General features: G+C 50.9%; 12 protein-coding genes, 1 tRNA gene and 1 pseudogene. 6 read left to right on the top strand and 8 right to left on the bottom strand.

Annotated elements, in window-relative coordinates:
* Positions 1-7: 7 nt before the first annotated feature.
* From ACLH1I_RS18390 to ACLH1I_RS18370, 5 genes are all read right to left on the bottom strand, one after another.
* Positions 8-895 carry a carbohydrate ABC transporter permease gene (locus ACLH1I_RS18390; RefSeq protein ID WP_032456915.1) on the bottom strand — a complete coding sequence of 296 codons (888 nt, stop codon included), beginning with the start codon at positions 893-895 and terminating at the stop codon, positions 8-10.
* Positions 885-1769 (bottom strand): carbohydrate ABC transporter permease, encoded by an 885-nt coding sequence (locus ACLH1I_RS18385; protein WP_004146807.1) that lies wholly within the window; start codon positions 1767-1769, stop codon positions 885-887. The genes ACLH1I_RS18390 and ACLH1I_RS18385 overlap by 11 nt, the downstream gene beginning before the upstream one ends.
* Before the next feature lie 130 nt (positions 1770-1899).
* Complete coding sequence (locus ACLH1I_RS18380) at positions 1900-2919, bottom strand: NADPH-dependent aldehyde reductase Ahr (protein WP_048294079.1); 1020 nt, start codon at positions 2917-2919, stop codon at positions 1900-1902.
* Between the two features lie 111 nt (positions 2920-3030).
* Entirely contained in the window at positions 3031-4500 is a 1470-nt protein-coding gene (locus tag ACLH1I_RS18375; protein WP_198079904.1) for a SulP family inorganic anion transporter, read from the bottom strand.
* Positions 4497-5171 (bottom strand): carbonic anhydrase, encoded by a 675-nt coding sequence (locus ACLH1I_RS18370; protein WP_198079905.1) that lies wholly within the window; start codon positions 5169-5171, stop codon positions 4497-4499. Before ACLH1I_RS18370 ends, ACLH1I_RS18375 begins: the two co-directional genes overlap by 4 nt.
* Positions 5172-5765: 594 nt before the next feature.
* Here ACLH1I_RS18370 and ACLH1I_RS18365 point away from each other — a divergent pair.
* The 6 genes and pseudogenes from ACLH1I_RS18365 to ACLH1I_RS18340 form a co-directional block, all read left to right on the top strand.
* Positions 5766-5850: transfer RNA gene (locus ACLH1I_RS18365), tRNA-Leu, on the top strand.
* Positions 5851-6050: 200 nt separating this feature from the next.
* Positions 6051-7322: a tyrosine-type recombinase/integrase gene (locus ACLH1I_RS18360; RefSeq protein WP_048288338.1), complete on the top strand. Its 1272-nt coding sequence runs from the start codon at positions 6051-6053 to the stop codon at positions 7320-7322.
* Positions 7323-8187: 865 nt separating this feature from the next.
* A complete protein-coding gene (locus ACLH1I_RS18355; protein ID WP_040216727.1) occupies positions 8188-8349 on the top strand; it encodes a hypothetical protein in 162 nt (53 codons plus the stop codon).
* 234 nt (positions 8350-8583) lie between these two features.
* Positions 8584-9363 (top strand): hypothetical protein, encoded by a 780-nt coding sequence (locus ACLH1I_RS18350; protein WP_049109222.1) that lies wholly within the window; start codon positions 8584-8586, stop codon positions 9361-9363.
* A gap of 75 nt (positions 9364-9438) precedes the next feature.
* A complete protein-coding gene (locus tag ACLH1I_RS18345) occupies positions 9439-10326 on the top strand; it encodes a hypothetical protein (protein WP_047724723.1) in 888 nt (295 codons plus the stop codon).
* 189 nt (positions 10327-10515) lie between these two features.
* A pseudogene (locus tag ACLH1I_RS18340) lies at positions 10516-10662 on the top strand (transposase); the annotation flags it as partial.
* A 51-nt stretch (positions 10663-10713) separates the two neighbouring features.
* On the opposite strand, the gene brxL reads toward ACLH1I_RS18340, so the two are convergent.
* From brxL to pglX, 3 genes are all read right to left on the bottom strand, one after another.
* On the bottom strand, positions 10714-12798 hold the full coding sequence (gene brxL, locus ACLH1I_RS18335) for a protease Lon-related BREX system protein BrxL (protein WP_135716043.1): 2085 nt from the start codon (positions 12796-12798) through the stop codon (positions 10714-10716).
* A gap of 10 nt (positions 12799-12808) precedes the next feature.
* A complete protein-coding gene (pglZ, locus tag ACLH1I_RS18330) occupies positions 12809-15406 on the bottom strand; it encodes a BREX-1 system phosphatase PglZ type A (RefSeq protein WP_064157774.1) in 2598 nt (865 codons plus the stop codon).
* A gap of 189 nt (positions 15407-15595) precedes the next feature.
* Positions 15596-19279, bottom strand: a complete 3684-nt coding sequence (pglX, locus tag ACLH1I_RS18325) for a BREX-1 system adenine-specific DNA-methyltransferase PglX (protein ID WP_047724722.1) — start codon at positions 19277-19279, stop codon at positions 15596-15598.
* Positions 19280-19313 lie beyond the last annotated feature (34 nt).

Here is a 19313-nt window from a genome sequence, read left to right as displayed (position 1 = left end):
TCACTCCTTATTTGATCCCGGAGAAGCCGAAGCTCCGCAGGAACTGTTTCTGAAAAAGGATGAACGCCAGCATCAGCGGCAGGCAGACCATCAGCGTCCCGGCGCCGATGGTGCCCCACTGGCCGCCGGATTCGGCGCCCATGGCGAAGGAGACCAGCCCGACGGTCAGCACCTGCTTATCGGGATCGTTGAGCATCATCAGCGGCCACAGGTACTCGTTCCAGTGGTAGGTAATGCTGACGGTGGCGAAGGCCAGCACCGACGGCCAGGACATCGGCAGCAGCACGCGGAACAACACCTGCCACCAGCGGCAGCCCTCCATCAGCGCCGCCTCCTCCAGCTCTTTCGGGATGGCGAGGAACGCCTGACGCATCAGGAACACGCCGAACGCCGAGGTGAAGTAGGGCATCATCACCCCGGTGAGGGTGTTGAGCAGGCCGAAGGTTTTCAGGGTCAGCATGTTCGGCACCATCATCACTACCGGCATGATCATCAACTGCACCAGGAACAGGAGAAACAGCGTCTGCTTGCCGCGAAACTCGTGGCAGGCGAAGACGTACCCGGCGGTGGTGATGGTCAACAGCTGCACAAAGAAGGTGCCGAAGGTGAAGATAAGGGTGTTGGCGTACAGGCTCAGCCAGTCGGCGCTGTTCCAGGCGTCGCGGAAGTTATCGAGGGTCAGCGGCAGTCGCGGCAGCAGCGAGGCCATATCTTCCCCGAAGGTGGTGGCGCTGAACGAGGTGGCCAGCATCCAGATAAACGGGCTGATCCACAGCAGCGCCAGGCAGCACATTAATACTGTGAGCGTAAAGGGCGACGAGCGGCGCAGGCGCAACCACAGTGGACGCGTAGCGGTGGGCGAGCGGACCAGCAGCGGCGAGATGTCAGCGCTCATAGTGGGCTCCTTTCTCCAGCAGTTTCAGGTTAATCAGCGAGAAGGCGAACAGCCCGGCCAGGGTCAGGAAGGTGGCGGCGGAGGCTTTACCGAGGTCGTGGGTATCCCAGGCGAGATTCTGGATGTAATAGAGCAGCACGGTGGTGGCGTTGTCCGGCCCGCCGCGGGTCATTACCGCCACGTGATCGATCTGGGTAATGGAGTAGATCAGCGCGGTGGTGATTACAAAGCTCAGCGTCGGGCGCAGCAGCGGCAGCGTCACTTTAAAAAATACCTGGGTGCGGGTGGCCCCTTCCATCAGCGCCGCTTCCCGCGTCGAGGCCGGAATGCTCTGCAGCCCGGCGAGGAAAAACAGCATGTAGTAGCCGGCGAACTTCCACACGCCAATCAGCGCCAGCGCCAGCAGCGCGCTGTTGCTGCGCCCCAGCCAGTTGTTGTTCATCGGCCCGAACAGCTTCGCCAGATAGTGGTCGAGCAGGCCGAGGCCGGGCATAAAGATAAACAGCCACAGCGCGGCGGCGCTGACCATCGGGATAATCATCGGGAAGAAGAAGGCGGTGCGCAGCCAGCGGTTGACGCGATGGTTCTCGCTCAGCGCCACCGCCAGCAGCAGGGCGAGGGTCACCCCGGGCACCACCGTCAGCAGGATATAGAGCAGGTTATTGCCCAGCGACTGCCAGAAGACGTTATCGGCAAACAGGCGGGCGAAGTTATCCAGCCCGACGTACTGTGCGCCGTCGCTGGCCATGCGGGTATCAAACAGGCTGTCATACACCGAACGCCCCAGCGGGAACCAGGTAAACAGCAGTAAAAACAGCAGGGAAGGCGACAGGATCAGCCAGGGAAGCCAGGTCTTTCTCATGGTGACGCGCATCTCGTTCAGCCATTTATCGAAGCCCGGATTGTGGGAAGCAATGACTACAGAGGCATGGCGGGGAGATGACGGTTTGATGAAGCGACGGGGAAAACGCCGGGCGAGCGGGCCGCCCGGCGGGAGAGAACCATCAGAAGTCGGCTTTCAGCACCGCGCGGTAGCGGGCTTTGCCTTCGCGAACGTGCTTCAGCGCTTCGTTAATCTGCGACATCGGGAACAGCTCGGTGGTCGGGGCCACTTTGCTGCGCCCGGCGAACTTCATCAGCGTGCGCAGTTCGGACGGGTTGCCGGTCGCCGAGCCGGAGATGCTGCGGTCGCCGCCGATAAGGGTAAAGGCCGGCACCGGGAACGGCTTCATCACCGCGCCGACGGTATGGAAGTTGCCGCCGTAAGCAAGGGCTTCGAAGTACGGCTGCCAGTCGAGATCCACCGCCACGGTGTTGATGATCAGGTCAAACTGACCGGCCAGCGCTTTTAAGACTTCCGGATCGCGGCTGTTGACCACGCGATCGGCGCCCATCGCCAGCACTTCCTGCTCTTTGGCCGGGTTGGAGCTGAAGGCGGTCACTTCCGCGCCCATCGCCCGCAGCAGCTTAATGGCGATATGGCCGAGGCCGCCGATGCCGATCACCCCGACGCGGCTGGTGGCGGTGACGTGGTGGGTCAGCAGCGGTTTAAAGACGGTGATGCCGCCGCACAGCATCGGGCCGGCGGACGCCAGATCGATGCTCTCCGGCAGGGGGATCACCCACTGCCAGTCGGCGCGCAGCTTATTGGCGAAGCCGCCGCGGTTGAGAATGGTCGGCACCGAGCCTTCCAGACAGTTGATCTGGTTGCCGCTGATGCAGGCGTCGCAATGACCGCAGCTGCGCGCCGTCCAGCCGATGCCGACCTTCTGGCCAATCTTCAGCCCTTTATCCTGCGCCGCGCTGCCCAGCGCCGCCACCCGGCCAATCACCTCGTGACCGGCCACCAGCGGGTAGCTCGACATCCCCCATTCGTTGTCGATCATCGACAGGTCCGAATGGCAGATCCCGCAGTATTCCACTTCAACTTCAACATCTTCCGGCTGCAGCTCGCCGGCATCGTACTCCCACAGCGACAGATCGGCGCCCGCTTCTTTGGCGGCGTAGCTTTTAATGATGCTCATGTTTATTTCCTTGGGGTTGGCGTGATAACCCAGAAAGTGTAGAGCATGGTATTCCACGGCGCTTGGCAATCGGAGGGGTCGCGAAGCGGGCGGACCAGCCGCCCGTTAAGCTCAGCGGCTGGCCAGCGGCCACTGATTAAGGCGGATGCCGCGCTGCGGCGCGCTCTCGGCAAAATCATCCAGCACCGCCCGCACGTCCGGGTCCAGATAGCCGACGCTGTCGTGCTCGACGATCACCACGCTCTTTTCCGGAATTTTCGCCAGCAGGGCCAGCAGATGCGGATTGTGCATAAAGGTCAGATTTTGCTGGATGCGCAGCACGTAGTGGTCATCGTAGCGCGCCAGCTGCAGCGAGTGACGATGGCTGCGCCAGAGGCTGAACGCCATCTGGGTGGCAAGACCAATCCCGATCCCCGCCAGCATGCCGAAGGCGATAATCCCGCCGATGGTGGCGAGGAACGGAACGTACTGCGCCGCCCCCTGGCGGAACTGCTCGATGAACAGCCGCGGCGTCGCCAGCTTATAGCCGGTATAGAGCAGCACGGCGGCGAGGCTGGCGAGCGGGATTAAGGTCAGCAGGCCGCTGAACCACAGGCCGCAGATCAACAGCAGCACGCCGTGGATAAAGATCGACAGTTTGCTCTGGGCGCCGTTGCTGACGTTCACCGAGCTGCGGACGATCACTGCGGTTATCGGCATCGCCCCCAGCACGCCGGAGAGCAGGTTGCCGACGCCCTGGGCGACCATTTCGCGGTTCGGCGAAGGCGGCGGATTTTGCGGGCGCAGCTTTTTCAGCGCCTCCTGGCTGAGCAGGGTTTCGAGGCTGGCGACCAGCGCCAGGGTCACCGCCACCACCCACACCGACGGATTGCGCCACGCGCTCCACGCCGGCGACTCCAGCTCGCCCAGCAGGTCGCCGAGGCTGCCGAACGCCGGCAGGGTGATGCGCGGCAGAGCGGCCAGCTGCTGCGGCGCAAAATGGGTCAGCAGCAGGGTGGTCACGCAGCCGAGCAGGACGGCGATCAGCGGCCCGGGGATCCAGCGCAGGCTCTTCACCCGGCGGATAAGCGGCGAGCCCCACAGCCAAAGCACCAGAAGGCCGCCCGCGGCGACGGCCATCGCAGTGACGGAGGAAGCGGCATTGCCCTGCACCACATCGGCAAGCCCGGTCTCTTCCGCCGTGCCGAGCGCGACGGGGATCTGCTGCATAATCAGCAGGATGCCGATAGCCGCCAGCATGCCTTTGATGACGCTGGCGGGAACCAGCGAGATAAAGCGCCCGGCCCGCAGGATGCCGAACAGCAGCTGCAGCGCGCCGGCCAGCACCAGCGCCATCAGGAAGAGGGAGAAGGAACCCAGAGATTCAATGGCGGCGACGACGATGGTGACCAGTCCGGCGGCGGGGCCGCTGACGGCGAAGCGGGAGGGGCTGAGGGCGGTGACGACCAGGCCGCCGATGATGCCGGTCAGCAGGCCGACGAAGGGCGGTAAGCCGCTGGCCTGGGCGATGCCGAGGCACAGCGGCAGGGCGACAAGGAAGACGACGATGCCGGCGAGAGAGTCCTGACGAAGCGTGTTCATGGGGCGTGCTCCTGCGGTGAGAGGTGTTCGACGAGGGTGCTTAAATGGCCGGAAGCCAGATCGTAGACGCAGCCGTGCAGGCTGAGCGGCCGCCCGCTGGCGAGCACCGTCTGCACCGGCTCACTCTCCAGCAGACGGGCGAACTGGGCGCGAACGTTGGCTTCCACCAGGGCGTCCAGCGCATGGCGAGAGCGCTCCGAATCGGTGCTGGCGCTGGCGCCGGAGGAGGCCGCAACACAACAGTCATCGGCGATCTGCGCAATTTCGTGATGCAGGGTGTGGCGCAGCTGGCCGATGCGGCGAGCCAGCGCCGAGGATTCCTGCGCCAGCGGCAGGGTGGGCAGAGAGAGCGCCGCCTGCACGCCGCCGCAGCTGTAGTGGCCGCAGAGCACCACCCGGTCCACCTCAAGGTAGTGGAGGGCATACTGCAGGACGCTCATGACGTTGTCGTCGGCGGGATCGAGCATGTTGGCGATATTGCGGTGGACAAAGAGCTCGCCGGGCTGGCTGCCGGTGAGCACCTCGGCGGGCACGCGGCTGTCGGAGCAGCCGATCCACAGCGAGTGGGGCCGCTGCCCGTCGACCCATTTTTCGAAATAGTCCGGATCATGCTGACACTTCTGCAGCGCCCAGCTGCGGTTGCGGGCCAGCAAAGGTTTTAACGTCGTCACAAGTATTCTCCTGAGTTAATTCATCGAGTGAATATGTCCATCAAGACTCGTACAGCGACTAGTAAAAATAGTGTTTACCGGAATCCTTCACGCCTGAGGAAAATCCTGGAATAAACGGCAAAAAGAAAACTTTTCATTAATGTAAAGTTATAAAAATATTGATGAAATTAATATTTTGCTGCGGAGTGGGTGAATAACAAAAAGGCATTGGCTAAAACTTTCTGGAATATATGGGAATGGTGGTGGGTGCGGTTGGGGGAGATAGTTGGCGCTTGGTGAGGGGAATTTATCTGGGGAAAGATGGGTTGTGCTGGGGATGCGGGTGAGAGTGAGGTGAGAATAATTTGAGATGAGTTTGAGTGGGATTTGGGTGTTATTGAGGGGGAAGGGGTAATGGTTTGCATGTGGAGTTGGGGTCGCGAGGTTGTGAGAGGAGGGGGATTGGTGGCCGTCGCGCTATGGAACGGCAGCAAAAGGTGACGCTGCGCAGGATAGCGCTGTTTTTTTCAACACTTAGCGCAATGATGACACGCTGTCGCTTGCATGGCCGCCGCCGACAGGTATAATCCAGAACGTTTCCGCATCCCCTTCAGTGCCGAAGTGGCGAAATCGGTAGACGCAGTTGATTCAAAATCAACCGTAGAAATACGTGCCGGTTCGAGTCCGGCCTTCGGCACCAAAAGTATATAAATAGACGTCAATCGACGTCTTTTTTTATGCCAGAAATCCGCGCCATACAAGGCTTTACCCGCTTTTTCCCTCAACTGAAGTCAACCTAACTCAACCCACATCAACAAGTTTGTGAGTATACTAATGAGTATATTTGTCGATTCGATATTGCTTGTATACTCACGACATACCAATGGAAGGAGGACCATTATGGCCTTAACGGATACTAAAGTTCGTTCTGCGAAACCTGAGGAGAAAGAGTATTCACTTGTTGACGGCGACGGTATGTCCTTACTTGTAAAACCTAACGGCTCAAAGTATTGGCGATTTCGTTTCCGTTTTGGCGGTAAACAACATTTGATGGCGTTCGGTGTCTATCCTGAAATCTCGTTAGCTAATGCCAGACAAAAGAGAGAAGAGGCTAGAAAGCTGGTTGCTGCTGGCATTGATCCTCGTGAGCATAAGCGTGCTTTAAAAGAAGAGCAGGCGAAAGAGATTATTACTTTCGAGAAGGTTGCCAGAGAATGGCTTGCGACTAACCAAAAATGGTCGGAAGATCATGCTAATCGCGTAAAAAAGAGCCTGGAGGACAATATCTTCCCGGCAATTGGTACTTGCAACATTGCTGAATTGGGTACTCGTGATTTACTGGCACCAATTAAAGCAGTGGAAGTGTCTGGACGTCTTGAGGTGGCTTCTCGTCTCCAACAGCGCACCACGGCCATCATGCGTTATGCAGTACAAAGCGGGCTGATTGATTACAACCCAGCGCAGGAGATGGCTGGAGCCGTCGCCTCTGGCAATCGACAACATCGTCCGGCGCTAGAATTAAAGCGTATCCCTGAGTTACTCGAGAAAATAGACGGTTATACCGGCAGGCCGCTAACCCGCTGGGCAACGGAACTTACTCTGCTTATCTTTATTCGCTCCAGTGAGCTGCGTTTTGCTCGCTGGTCAGAGATCGATTTTGAAACGTCAATGTGGACCATCCCGCCTGAGCGAGAGCCTATTCCCGGCGTGAAACATTCTCAGCGAGGATCAAAGATGCGTACACCTCATCTGGTGCCGCTATCAAAGCAGGCGCTGGCGATCCTGAAGCAGATAAAACAGTTCTGTGGTGAACATGAGCTGATTTTTATTGGCGATCACGATCCGCGTAAACCCATGAGCGAGAACACGGTAAATAGTGCGCTACGGGTGATGGGCTATGATACTAAAGTTGAGGTTTGCGGCCACGGCTTCCGCACAATGGCCTGTAGTTCGTTAATTGAGTCAGGTTTATGGTCGAAGGATGCGGTGGAGCGCCAGATGAGCCATATGGAACGTAATTCGGTACGCGCAGCATATATCCATAAAGCGGAACATCTGGATGAACGCAAGTTGATGCTGCAATGGTGGGCAAACTTCCTGGATGCAAATCGGGAGAAGAGTATTAGTCCTTTTGATTTTGCGAAAATTAATAATCCCATGCTGACCAGATAACACATGACGCTATATGTTGGCCCCTTAACCCCGTAGATTCAACATGAGTGATTACATAAAGAAGGCATCCGTACTTTAACGTTCGGGTGCCTTTTTGCTTTTTAACACCCGAAAATCAGGAGATTTTATCAATGGTTACAATGTGTCCAAAATGTGGTTCAGAACACGTTAGCGAACGTAACATTGGGAGGAAGGCTGGAGGTATTGCTGGAGGTGTGGCTGGAGCCCTTAGTGGAGCAAGCTCGGGGGCTGCAATTGGCTCTGTTGTGCCAGTTCTGGGGACTGCGACCGGGGCTGTTATTGGTGCTGTGCTTGGGAGGTTTGTGGCTGGTGCAACTGCGGGAGCGGTTACCGGCTCAGCCCTTGATGGACTCCTGTTTGACAGATATGAGTGTGGCGATTGTGGTCATACCTTTGACTAGAAGGTTATGAAAAATGTCATATCCTTATGTTTTTAATGAATAAAAAATATCCACTACTTGCCTCATCAATTTTAATACACCCCATCCCCCGCATAAACCGATCTACAAAAACGATCGATATCATTATAATGATAGTTAAAAACTATCAATTACATAAAATTGATCGTTTTTAACGATAGATTATACAGATCAATTATTGAAATTCGATCGGTAATAACAATTTTACCTGCACTCACAACCTCCCTATCTTAGAAAGGATTTGATTAGAATCAGGCCAGGATTCTCACCGGGTGACAATAAGGAGATGCACCATGCGCCTATAGTAAGGACGTTTCATTGCGGCAGGTATAAGTCTGCCCATCTATTCAACATGCTTACCGGACAAAGTGACGGTGTTAAACCACCACTTCAGTCATTTATTGCTATTTTTCAAGGAGCCAACGATGGCATTTATTCTTTTACTTTTGTGGATCGGAGCATCGATAGTTATTGGTAAATTGGCTCAGGCCAGTGGCCGTTCGTTCTTCATATGGTTTGTTATCAGTATGCTTATAGACCCCATATTTGGTGCGATTCTTTTTGCTGTAGTTGTGAGGTCAAAATGAAACCAGACAGAATTAAGAGGCTTTTTAAAGCCTATCTTGGTATTGGCTTTTTATTCGTGTTACTTGTTTTTATAGGTATTGTTATTTTGTTATGTTTATAAGGGAAATGATCACGTATTTTAATAATTCCTTTATATCTACCGCCATACCCATCTCCTGTTCAACACTCTTGAAGTATATCAGTTTAACATTCTCTGTAATATTTTGGCTATTATGTAAAGATAAGGAATTATCATGATAAACTATTATGAATATCTTGAACTGGATATGAATGCCAGCGTTGATGAATTAAACCATGCGATACAAAAAGTAAGTGAACGTGATGATGCAGATTTAAAATTCATCCGTGAAATGAAATCCATTCTGTTAAACGATGAAGCCAGGGTACTGTATAATAATAAATTAATTTCTTTTATTGTTGGCGATCGTAACAAGTCTGATTTGGTAAGTGCTGAGAATATCCGTAAATTATTAAATATAGACAACTCGTCGTTACATGAGAAATATATCTGGATTGCAACGGGATTGTTTGTTATCGGCGTTTTATCTGCATGTTTGTTTAGTTTAGCTGTCAACTATACGGTTAATCTGTTCGTTATGATTGCCCTGGTTATTTTGTTCTATATGGACTGGAAGCTACTGGATAAACATGGTAAGGCAAGCTTTTCAAAATGGTGGATTCTCTTTTCGCCAGTCTATATTGCTAAACGTTGTAAAGCCGTTGGTCAGGGAAAAATGCTGTTGCTGGTCTGGCTTGGAATATGGGTTGTATATGGCATCGGGAACTTTGCATTCAACAGTAGCAAAACAATGCTGGAGCGCTCAGCATGTGAGGTGGTAACGGATATCTATCATAGGCAACTACGCCAGTACTCACAGCAATGTGAGAACGTAACGTTAACTGAAAGTGAAGGAAAACGGCACTATGGATTTGCTCAGATTAGTGATGGGACAACTAAAGATATTACCGTGACAGAACAATCAGATGGTAAGATTGTTGTATATATTGAATAGGCATTTTTGAGGCAAAGCACTTACCTTTGGGGTAAGTGCTTCTTATATATTTTTTTATTTTTAGAGGAGGTTTGTATGAAATTTTTAAAGAAACTGAAATATGTAATCACTCTGGGGGTAATAACCGCCTCCTGTTCAGTAATGGCATCACCTTATGGAGATTCAGATGTTCTGTTCGGGTGTATCATAAAAGGTAAAACCACTAAAGAAGTGGCTGTGTTGAGGAATAATAATGAGGTCACTTATTTATTCGGTAAATCGGATATTAACGGAGGGGGTGGGGTGATTCCTGAAATCACTTTGGTAAAAAATGTGAGCCAGCTAAGTCAGGCCTGGAATTACAGTAGGGCTGAGGGCGTGTCGATACATACATTGAACATACCAGAAAATGAGTATACTTACTCTGTTTCCTATATCGATGATGGAAAAAATACTGATGGGGAAATAACTGTTTTAAAACAGGGGAAAGAAATAAATACGATAAAATGCGATGATGTCTGGGAACAACATTTGGGTGACAGCAATATGATGCATGGTATCCCCGATGAACATTCAGACAATATTAACGAACATGAAAGTAATAAATCCAACTCAGAATCAGAGAAGATATCATCTCAATCACCTGTTAAGATCAAAATAGAAGATACCACTTACAACTTCAAAGGTAATGTCAGTGCTGAGCACACTATAAGAAGACATGTTTATGTTTATGGTATGAAGGATAGTGTAACGATTACTGGTTTAAGTATAGACCGTGGTAGTTGTTATCGGTGGAATACCCGACCAGTAACTCTGGGCTATGGTAAAGGTACAGATTTCTCTCTTGTTATCAGTCAAAAGGTTGCCTATGCAAACTCCGGGTGGAATTGGGTTGAGATGAATAATAGATACTCAAAATGTATGTGGTCAGAAGTCGAGGTTAAGACTAATAGCGGTAATTATAGTTTTAATCTTTCCAGATAGATCGCAATAAAGATACTGGGAACATGATAATGAAACGTATAAATACTTGTTCAATTAAAATTGTGAGCAAGTATTTATTTTCAAGAAATCGTTCAGAAATCTATGTCACGTTAAAATTACTGCAGCATCATCATATTATTCTGCTGCCCATTGCCTCATAGTCAAAAACAGGTGACATGATTCTACCCACGTAATTTTAGCCCAGAGTTTCGCCTCGAAGCCGCCCAGCTTGTACTCGATCAGCATTACATCGTTGCTGCTGCAGCAACTACAATGAATGTTGATAAATCCACGATGGATAAGTGGGGCCGCCAGTTAAAGGAAGTGCGGGCGGGTTAATTTCAGCTAAATAATATATCGAGGAGTGAGACCCACTCCTCGATATATTTAGTTTACTCCCAATGCCTTATAAACCGCATCTACCGGTTCAGAGTAAAAACTAACCTGGAATTTGGTAAATAACTCGGCTGGCACAGTCGGAATATCTACTGCGGAAGACATCGGCAGAAGTACCTTTTTCGCGCCGCTGTCGAAGGCGAGTTGTAAGCTAGCCGCCAGATCCTGAACAGGGTTGATCACACCACCGAGCGTCATGCTACCTAACACGACCATTTGTTCCTGAACGGGTTTCGCCAGTAAAACGGAACACAGCGCAATCAGCGCGGCAAGACTGGTCGCGGTACTTGGTCCGGTATTATGCAATTCGACTACGTGCAGGTGGTACTCATGTTCAGAAAATTTCGCTGTTGCGCTAACGCGGCTGAGGTTGCCTTTGAAATAGTCAAATCCAACCCGGATAGCTTCCTTTGCCGAGGTGCTTGATCCCAGACCAGAAACGCTATGCTTACCGTTGCCTGCGGTCATCTGAGTTTCGAAGCGGTACAGACCCGTCATACCACTTTCCGCTTGCGTAACCAAATGCACTACGCCTGGCTTTGGCATGCTAGCCGGAATTAATTCGCTGCCGCCCTGTTCTGGCACGCTGACGAAGAATTCTTCCAGCGTTTCGTTATCGATGTAACTGAAGTTCACATCGAAGAATTCCAGTCCGCCCAGCTTTTTAAGCTGTTCTTTGACACGACGGCGGGCTTCCATTGCGTAGGTCAGGCAAACACAGACGTCCTCTTTGCTGTAAGAGCCATTGGGATGAAGAAGTTTCAATAGACCAGAAACCGTGCGCCTTACCGCGATAACGTCGCGTTGGTTGAGGTTATTACCCAGCTTATAGAATTTATCAATCGCATCGGAGAAGCTGCGTTTGCGCATTTCCCGCATGTATTCGGCGAGATAATCCGTGATAAGGCCGTAGCGATTGGTAAAGAATTCCGGGCGCATTTTCGGGATTTCCCAGCCGGGTATATAGGCGTGGAAGCGGTCGAAAAACGCCGTGTCGATCATCGCGGCAGGGAAGGGGGCTAACAGATGGCTGGTTTTGACTAACGTCTCAACGCTCTGATTGATGTTGCCGACGAACACCATTGATGCTTTGCCTTCAATCGAATCTCTGCCGCGGGAAAACGAGCCAGACGCCATGTAATCCTTCATGATTTGCACGCCGTCTTTGTCTTTGAAAGTGATCCCCGCCACTTCATCAAACGCCACGACATCCCACATGCCAACCAGGCCAATCTGGCGGCTGGCCATGTTGTAAAACAGGTTGGCAACCGTGGTTTGCCCACCGGAAACTAACAGTGAGTTTGGCGAACACTCTTTATAGACGTGGCTTTTACCGGTACCGCGTGGGCCAAGTTCGCAAACGTTATAGTTGTTTTCCACGAAAGGGATCATGCGGGTGATCAGGTGCCACTTGGTTCGCTGCTCAATATTGGCGGGCTCCATACCCACGGAACGCAGCAGAACGTCAATCCACTGGTCGCGGTTGAAGTGGGTGCGCGCGGTAAACACCTCTTCCATGTCCATATTAGGCATCTGGATAGGTTTGAGGGTCATCAGGGAGAAGGGCGACGTTTTCTGTCCTTCCTCGAAGAAGTAGTTCACGGTGATCATGCACCAGATGCCGCCGGTCAACAGCTTCTCGTTGTCCTTGACCATCTGCGATGGCACCAGCGCATCTTTAATGCCGAGGTTAGATAGCTGGGCTTCGTAAACGTCTTTTTTCTGATTGAGCTTTACCGACACTTTGTCGATGATCTTGTAGGATCCTCTCTCACGAATGAGCGATTTCACCTTCTCCGCTTCATCAGGGCGGACGTAGTTATCAGCCAGAATGCGCTTAACATTCTGCAAGCCTTGTTCGACGATCTGGTCGTCGTCGGAAGCGCAGTACATACCGAGCAGGTACTCCAGCACATAGACCGGGACGTTAGCCCCTTCCTTGAGCTGTTTAGTCAGGTCCTTACGTACCACCCGACCACGAAAATGCTGATTCAGCAAGGCGTCCAGATCGTAACCTTCTGCGACGAGTTCCCCTTCGGATACAGCTGGAACGGGTAAGTCATGATGGGTTTGCATATCGCCTCACTTAAAAGAAATCATCCTGAAATGCCAGATCGATAATTACAGGGTACTTCTGGTAACCCGTTTCCGTTTGCGCATCTTCCAGTATCAACCAGTATTCATTACGGCGATTAAAATTCGCGCCAATCAGCTTCAGCGTAACGTCACGCACACGTTTTTCCATTGTGTTGTTATCGCTGTCAAAGCAGATTCGCTCTTTACCGGATACCACATTATTGGCGTTATCGACGATGAAGATGTTCAGAGTTCGCGCTTCGTATAATTCACCTACCGGATGGGTTTGCAGCAGGCTGACCTTATCAATGTTATTGACGAGTTTGATCAGCGGATGGTAATTCACGATATCTACCTGACGACGCTGAGGTTGCTTCTCGGCAGCGGTTTTCTGCAGCGCTTTCACCTGCAATACGGGAACGCAGACTTCCTGCAGCATGGCACCACCATGCACAAATCGCGCGCCGCCCGAGAAATGGAAACGCTGGATCCCTTTTGGGATCAGGAACTCGCTGTTATCGCTGACGCCTGCGGTATCCGCCACTTTTCCTTTCCAGCAAAAATCATCGGCAGGAAGCTTATGGCCGATAATAAAGCGTTTGTGGTTTTTAATCGTATTGCCTGGCTTGATCTGCAGCGTGGTTTTATCCTGCCCGGAAAGGGGCTGCTGCTGGAACAGGAAACCGTGGTCCGCCGTGACAATAATGCGTGTACCGTGGAGACGGTTAATCACACGGGTCACTAAATCCTTCAGTTCAACCACCGCGTTGCGGCACGCTTCGAAGGTTTTCTCCTCCGTAGATGCGCTGTCGCCCATGGCATCAATGGTGTTATGCCAGATATAAACGACTTCGTAATCGCGAATAAGATCCCGTCCTTCCTGATTTTTCCATTTCAGAAGATCGTCCGATTTTACTGCCATCCCTTTATATTTCTTCAGAATGGAATCGCGATTAGGCGTACCTGAGGTAGACAGCCCGTCTGCATAAACGATATCGCCATTACCCGTTTGGTAGCACATCTCGTCATGTGGCAGCAATGCCGCCATTCCCAGCTGGGTATAGCTGGGTAACACGCCTAATTGGGAACGCAGTTCGGCAGTAAAGCGCTTCTCGGTATTGATTTGGTTGCCCAGCTCTTCTGCCACTTCATAACGCAGCGCGTCGGAGATAATCACGAACACGCGCTTGATTTGTGGATTGTTAAACTGTGGCTTAACCACCTCATTATAGAAGTTTTGCTGACGTGGAACGCCCACCATACGCCACTCCTGCATACGGTTTTCGGCTTCCAGAACCTTATTCCAGCTCCGGCTTAATTCTGCCAGGTACCAGTTGGAATATAGCGCTTCGATATAGTCATCCAGGCTTTTCAGGATCATTGCGCCTTTGCTGTGAACCAACAGCGCGTATTCGTTAAACAGGCGATAGGCCTGGTCAAAGCGGAACAGCTCTTCGCAGTAAGCTTTCCAGAACGTTGCGCTGTCCTGATAGTGGAAACCGTCAATATGACGATTACGCAGATTCAGCAGTCGTTCAGCCTGACGAAGCGCGTCATAGATGGCGTAGTATTCCTGACGCGTCTGACACCAGTATTTGCTCTGTCGTTCGGACAGAAGCTTCTTAAAGGCTTCACGGTCAAGCGTGGTGCTCTCTTCCAGAAGCTGCGTCACCAGCGCATGAATAACGGTCTGTTCAATGCTCAGCGTGGTTTCGCACTCGTGCAAATCATACGGTGAGCTAAGACGGTACTGGTCTTCTGGTCGCAGCGCATCCTGCATCTGCTGTGCGCAATAATCATAAGCGTCTTTGTAGCGACGGTCGGCACGCCAGGTGACCATAAAGGCCAGCGCGGAGGCTCTGCCTGACGGCGTGGTCAGCACGTTTTTTTCCAGCCATTCGCGTTTCTGCGGATCAGCCTGTGCGGAGAGATCGGTACAGAACAGCTTGAGGATCAGGTTTTCCAGCGAAGGATGCTCGGCCTGATAGCCCATTTCCTGATTCAGAATGCCCCACAGCACACCTTCCAGATCGTGGCGTTTCAGCATCGCCAGCGTGTTTTCCAGATCGCTGTCGTCATCTTTCTGCTGGTTAACGTATTGGGTAATCAGGCTGAACAGAATCTCTTCCGTTTTTGCTGTTTTTACGCCAGTGATGACCGCAACCATCTTCTTATCAAGAGAGGCTTCGTTTTCCTGCTCAGTCACTAGGCCTTTCAAGGCAGAAAGACGTTTAGTGCTGAAAAATGCCTTCCGGCGTTGTATGTGCTCGCGTAGGCCAAGCTGCGGAATGCCTAACGTATTCAGCGTGATGGCGGCGAAATCGGCGTGGAACTCCGTACTGTAAAGACGAATATCCAGCAGCCAGTCGGACTCTTTGGGTGGCACATCGTGGGGGAACCACAGCAAAAACTGCTGTTCAGGCTCATCAACTTCAATGCGCTTTTTCACTTCCAGCTGTGACTGGTCGGTCATATCGAGCAGCGTGATGTTCTCCAGTTCGAGGTTACCCAGCTCTTCGAGGAAACGCTTATCAGGATCGTGCCAGAAAACGATGCGATTTTCGGCGAGTTTTGCTTTAAGGCCGGCAATAAATTCCTGATTTTGCAAGGTCACAATCCCATGTTGATTCGGTAAATTCGAAGATGCCTGAACGCCTGGAAACCGTGTTCCGCGTTCTGACATAAAGCCGCATTTTATCATGAACTGGAGGTGACGGATGCCTGAATAAGGCTGGTTTCCCGTATCGAGATCACCACCAGGCTGAAGCCCGGTGGTGTGGGAAGGTAAGTTATTTGATTAAATCACCTCAGGCGCATTGCCGGTAATGGCTTTCACATCCGCCAGCAGATCGCCAAACTTACCGTAGTTAACCTTAACGCCGTCGTCGAGATCAATACTGATTCTCATATCAGCATAGTGGCGTAAGCGATCGTCAAAGCTGCGCAATTCGTTGAATTTCTTGCTCAGGCTATCACGCTCACGTTTCAGACGGGTGGCTTCGCCGCCGGAGGCACCATCGACCTGTTCGTTCAGGCGATCGATATTGGCCTGGTAGCGCGCCAGCAGCGGCACCACGTATTCAGTACGCATTCTCGCCAGCGTCGCGTCGTTGTAGCGATGCAGATAGACCAGGCACTCAAACGCTTTCTCTTTACCGGAGCTGAACAGCCAGTAGATCGGGCGCTTTTTGTACATCTTCAGATGATCTTTCCAGAACTGGGTGGAAAGATAGCGACGGATAGTATCCAGCGCAGATTCGCCTTTTTTCGGCTTGATCGCGTATAAACAGAGACTTTCGGCGATAAATTCGAGATTTTCCTGCAAATGTTCCTCGCCCCAGACGGTGCGGACAAACTCTTTGACGCGAGAGGTGATGTCATCGTCAAACCATTCGTCATCCATCAGCGGTAGGATGCCGTCGTTATCGGCCGGGAAAGTTTTGTAGGCACCTTCAGCGACCAGTTCGGTAAAGCCTTTGCTGCCTTCATGGGCGTAGACGAGGCCTTCGCGATCGAGGGAATAGCGGCCCATTTGGCAGCCGATGTTGTAAGACAGAAGTTCAACAATACTATCTGAACAGAATCTGGCTTGATATTGTTCCGGTTTTAAAGATGATCCATATCTATATAAAGGATTTACGTCAAGTGATATGGTTGATGCATCTGGGCAAGCATTAAATTCATCTTGTAATTTATATAAGTCTAAAAAAAGCTTGTTATTTTTAAATTCTATTTCATATAACCGGTTAAAATTATCATAACAGTTATTTTTGTAAAATATAAAGCTATCTCTTAAGGAAGATTTTTTCTCCGCTACTAATGGGTTTTTCTTGAACTCCCATGAGCGTTCGAAACCATTCCAATCATTGGCACTCAATGAAACCGCCTCCTTTGCCAAAGAGATGATTTCATCGGAGTGTTTTTTTATATCTTCAGGGAAAGGAAGTCTATTGAAATAGCCAACATGAAAATGTATTGTTGGGTTGAGTATTTTTGTTATATATGAGCAATAAATATTATTAAGAAATGCTAAGCATAAATGGAGATCACTATCATTATTATAAAATGATGAGTGACCAGTGGCATCAAATATAAAACCTTTAGGTATATACCTGAAAGCATTATCACCTGAAGTTACATCAGACCAGCTAACGCTTTCTCTAAAATAAAACGTTGAATTTTGCTGGCGTGAGCGTAGCTTACCATTTTCATCGACGCAGTTTTTTATTTCAATACCATCATATTCCCAGTTAACAACATAGTCTTGGTTTCCATACCACTTTCTAAATGCCCCGCCTTTATTACATGGGAACCACTTTTTCTGAGAGCTTAACGCGCTCTTTCTATCAATTGCATTTAGATATATTTTATCGTTTTGTACTTCAAACCAATATTTTAAAAACCTGTCATTATCACCGGTCTGTAGGCCAACTGCAGATGTCGCTACTGATGTTATTGCAGGAGAAGTTTCAAAAATGTAACGTGCGGGTGAGCTCAACCAATAAGCTATTGGAGAGCCTGGTATTTTCATGAAATCCTCTTGCAAGGTATGATCAAAACGTTTCTCGCGACTAGCTAATTCATTTTTTTTCTGCTCTTCGCTACCTTCAATTAATCGGAAAAATACTGGTTGATTATTTACGATATAAGAGTTTTTAATCACCCATGCGGTGGTTTGAACAACTTCCCCGGATATTTGCCCGAACGCCCGAGCACCAAGGTGAGCCATTGTGGTAAATGTCTTATTATTTAATAACCAGTAGCGTAGAGTTTCGTAGCTAGATAAAAACATCCATGATTGCATATTTATTTGTGCATTAAATCCATTTTCTTTAAGTAAAGAAAAAGCACGTTGCATAAACATCGCAAAGAGATCTGATTTGCTGTCAGGGTAGTAAGTTTTAGCAAATATTTTCAAATCACTATTCATCCCACCAGTACCCATATACGGTGGATTCGCGACCACCGCATCATACCGCTGCGCCAGTATCCACGCCTGCTGAATATACGGAATAAACGCCTTCGCTGCAGTCTTCTGCTGGAAATCCCCATCCTGTTCAAGGCGATACAGCGCTTCGAGAAACGCCTTCAGCTCCGCTTCTTCTTCCTGCGGCACCTGAATCAATGAGCCCAGCGTTTTGGCATTAACAAAGCACTTCAGCGTGCGCATCAGCAGCTGATATTCCGCGCTGTCGGTATGGGCTAATTGGGTATTTTCGGCAAACATATCCCCCATGCTGCCGGTTTGGTTCTGCTGGTGGAAGTTGAGCTGCTGCCACAGCTTAGCAATATCCAGATGTAGGCTCTCCTGCAGAGAGAGAATATTCAGGCGTACATCGCGGGTGAATATCCGGCGGTCATCCTTTCGAGCCATCATTAATAAGGCAAAGCCGGAAAGCTGGGCTGCGCGGTCGTCGATGTCGAGACCAAAAATATTATTTCCCAGAATCAGCTGCGGAATATCACGGGCACGATATCCGCGCTCTTCATAGATATTTTTCAGCACGTTATAGGCTTCAATCAAAATATGCCCGGAGCCGCAGGCCGGGTCGAGTACTTTGATGCTTTCCGGTTCAATGCTGGCAGGCGTAATGGCTGCCAGATGCGCCTGCACTTCTGACGTCTGTTCGGCTGGCTCAATGTAGTAGTCCATTTTGCCTTTCAGCGGCGAGTCGGGGTAGGTCTGCAACCACTGGCGGCCAACGGAGTTCTGCACCAGATACTGCACAATCCAGTTTGGGGTAAAAAGCTGGGTGGCGGCAGGAATATCTTCGCTCTTTACTACCTTGCCGATAACCGCATCTTTTTTTTCAGAGATATAAAACTGATATAACCAGCCGATAACCTCAACGTCTTCCCAGTCTTCAGGCGGAATGCCGTCCACCAGACCGCGCAAAATGGAGTCTGTACGGGTCAGGTTATCCGGCAGCAGCAGTTCAGCTTCATCGTCGACCGCTTCAAACAGGAACGGCATCGCACGATGCAGCGCGTGGCACTGGGTCAGCAGCAGTTCACGGTAGATGGCTTCGTCCTGGTTACCGGACAACTTCATCTCCACCAACTGTGCCTTTTTCTCTGGCAGTAATGCTTCCGCCACTTCCGGCACATGATCCAGCACTTCAAAGCCGGTTGGATTATCCGGATGCGAGAGCATGCGGAAACCGTGGTCAAGGTAACCCTGGATCTCCATATAGCGAATGGCGCACAGGCGGTTGAACCAGGTGTAGGCACAGTGCTCAACCAGCACGTCAAAGCCCTGCTCGCGGGCGCGTTTGACCAGACGATCGCGGCGGACGAGGGTGGATTTGGGGTAGTCGAACTGACCATAGCGCACGGTTTCACCGACGCTCTCGGCATCAGCAATCTGCAAAGTGCCTTTTTTATCGACGGAAATCCCCAGCGTGGTTAGCTTCTGGATCACCGCATCGCGGAACTGGTTACGGGCCTGTGGAGCGTATTTTTTGATGTTATTGGTATTCATAGAAAATCCTGCAAAGGGCAGCAGAGCGCTGCCC

The organism is Klebsiella sp. 1SOBk10mer (assembly GCF_046602535.1).
In the GTDB taxonomy this organism is placed as follows: domain Bacteria; phylum Pseudomonadota; class Gammaproteobacteria; order Enterobacterales; family Enterobacteriaceae; genus Klebsiella; species Klebsiella quasipneumoniae.
The sequence above is the reverse complement of the archived record's forward strand: the minus strand, read 5'-3'. Positions and strand labels throughout refer to the sequence as shown.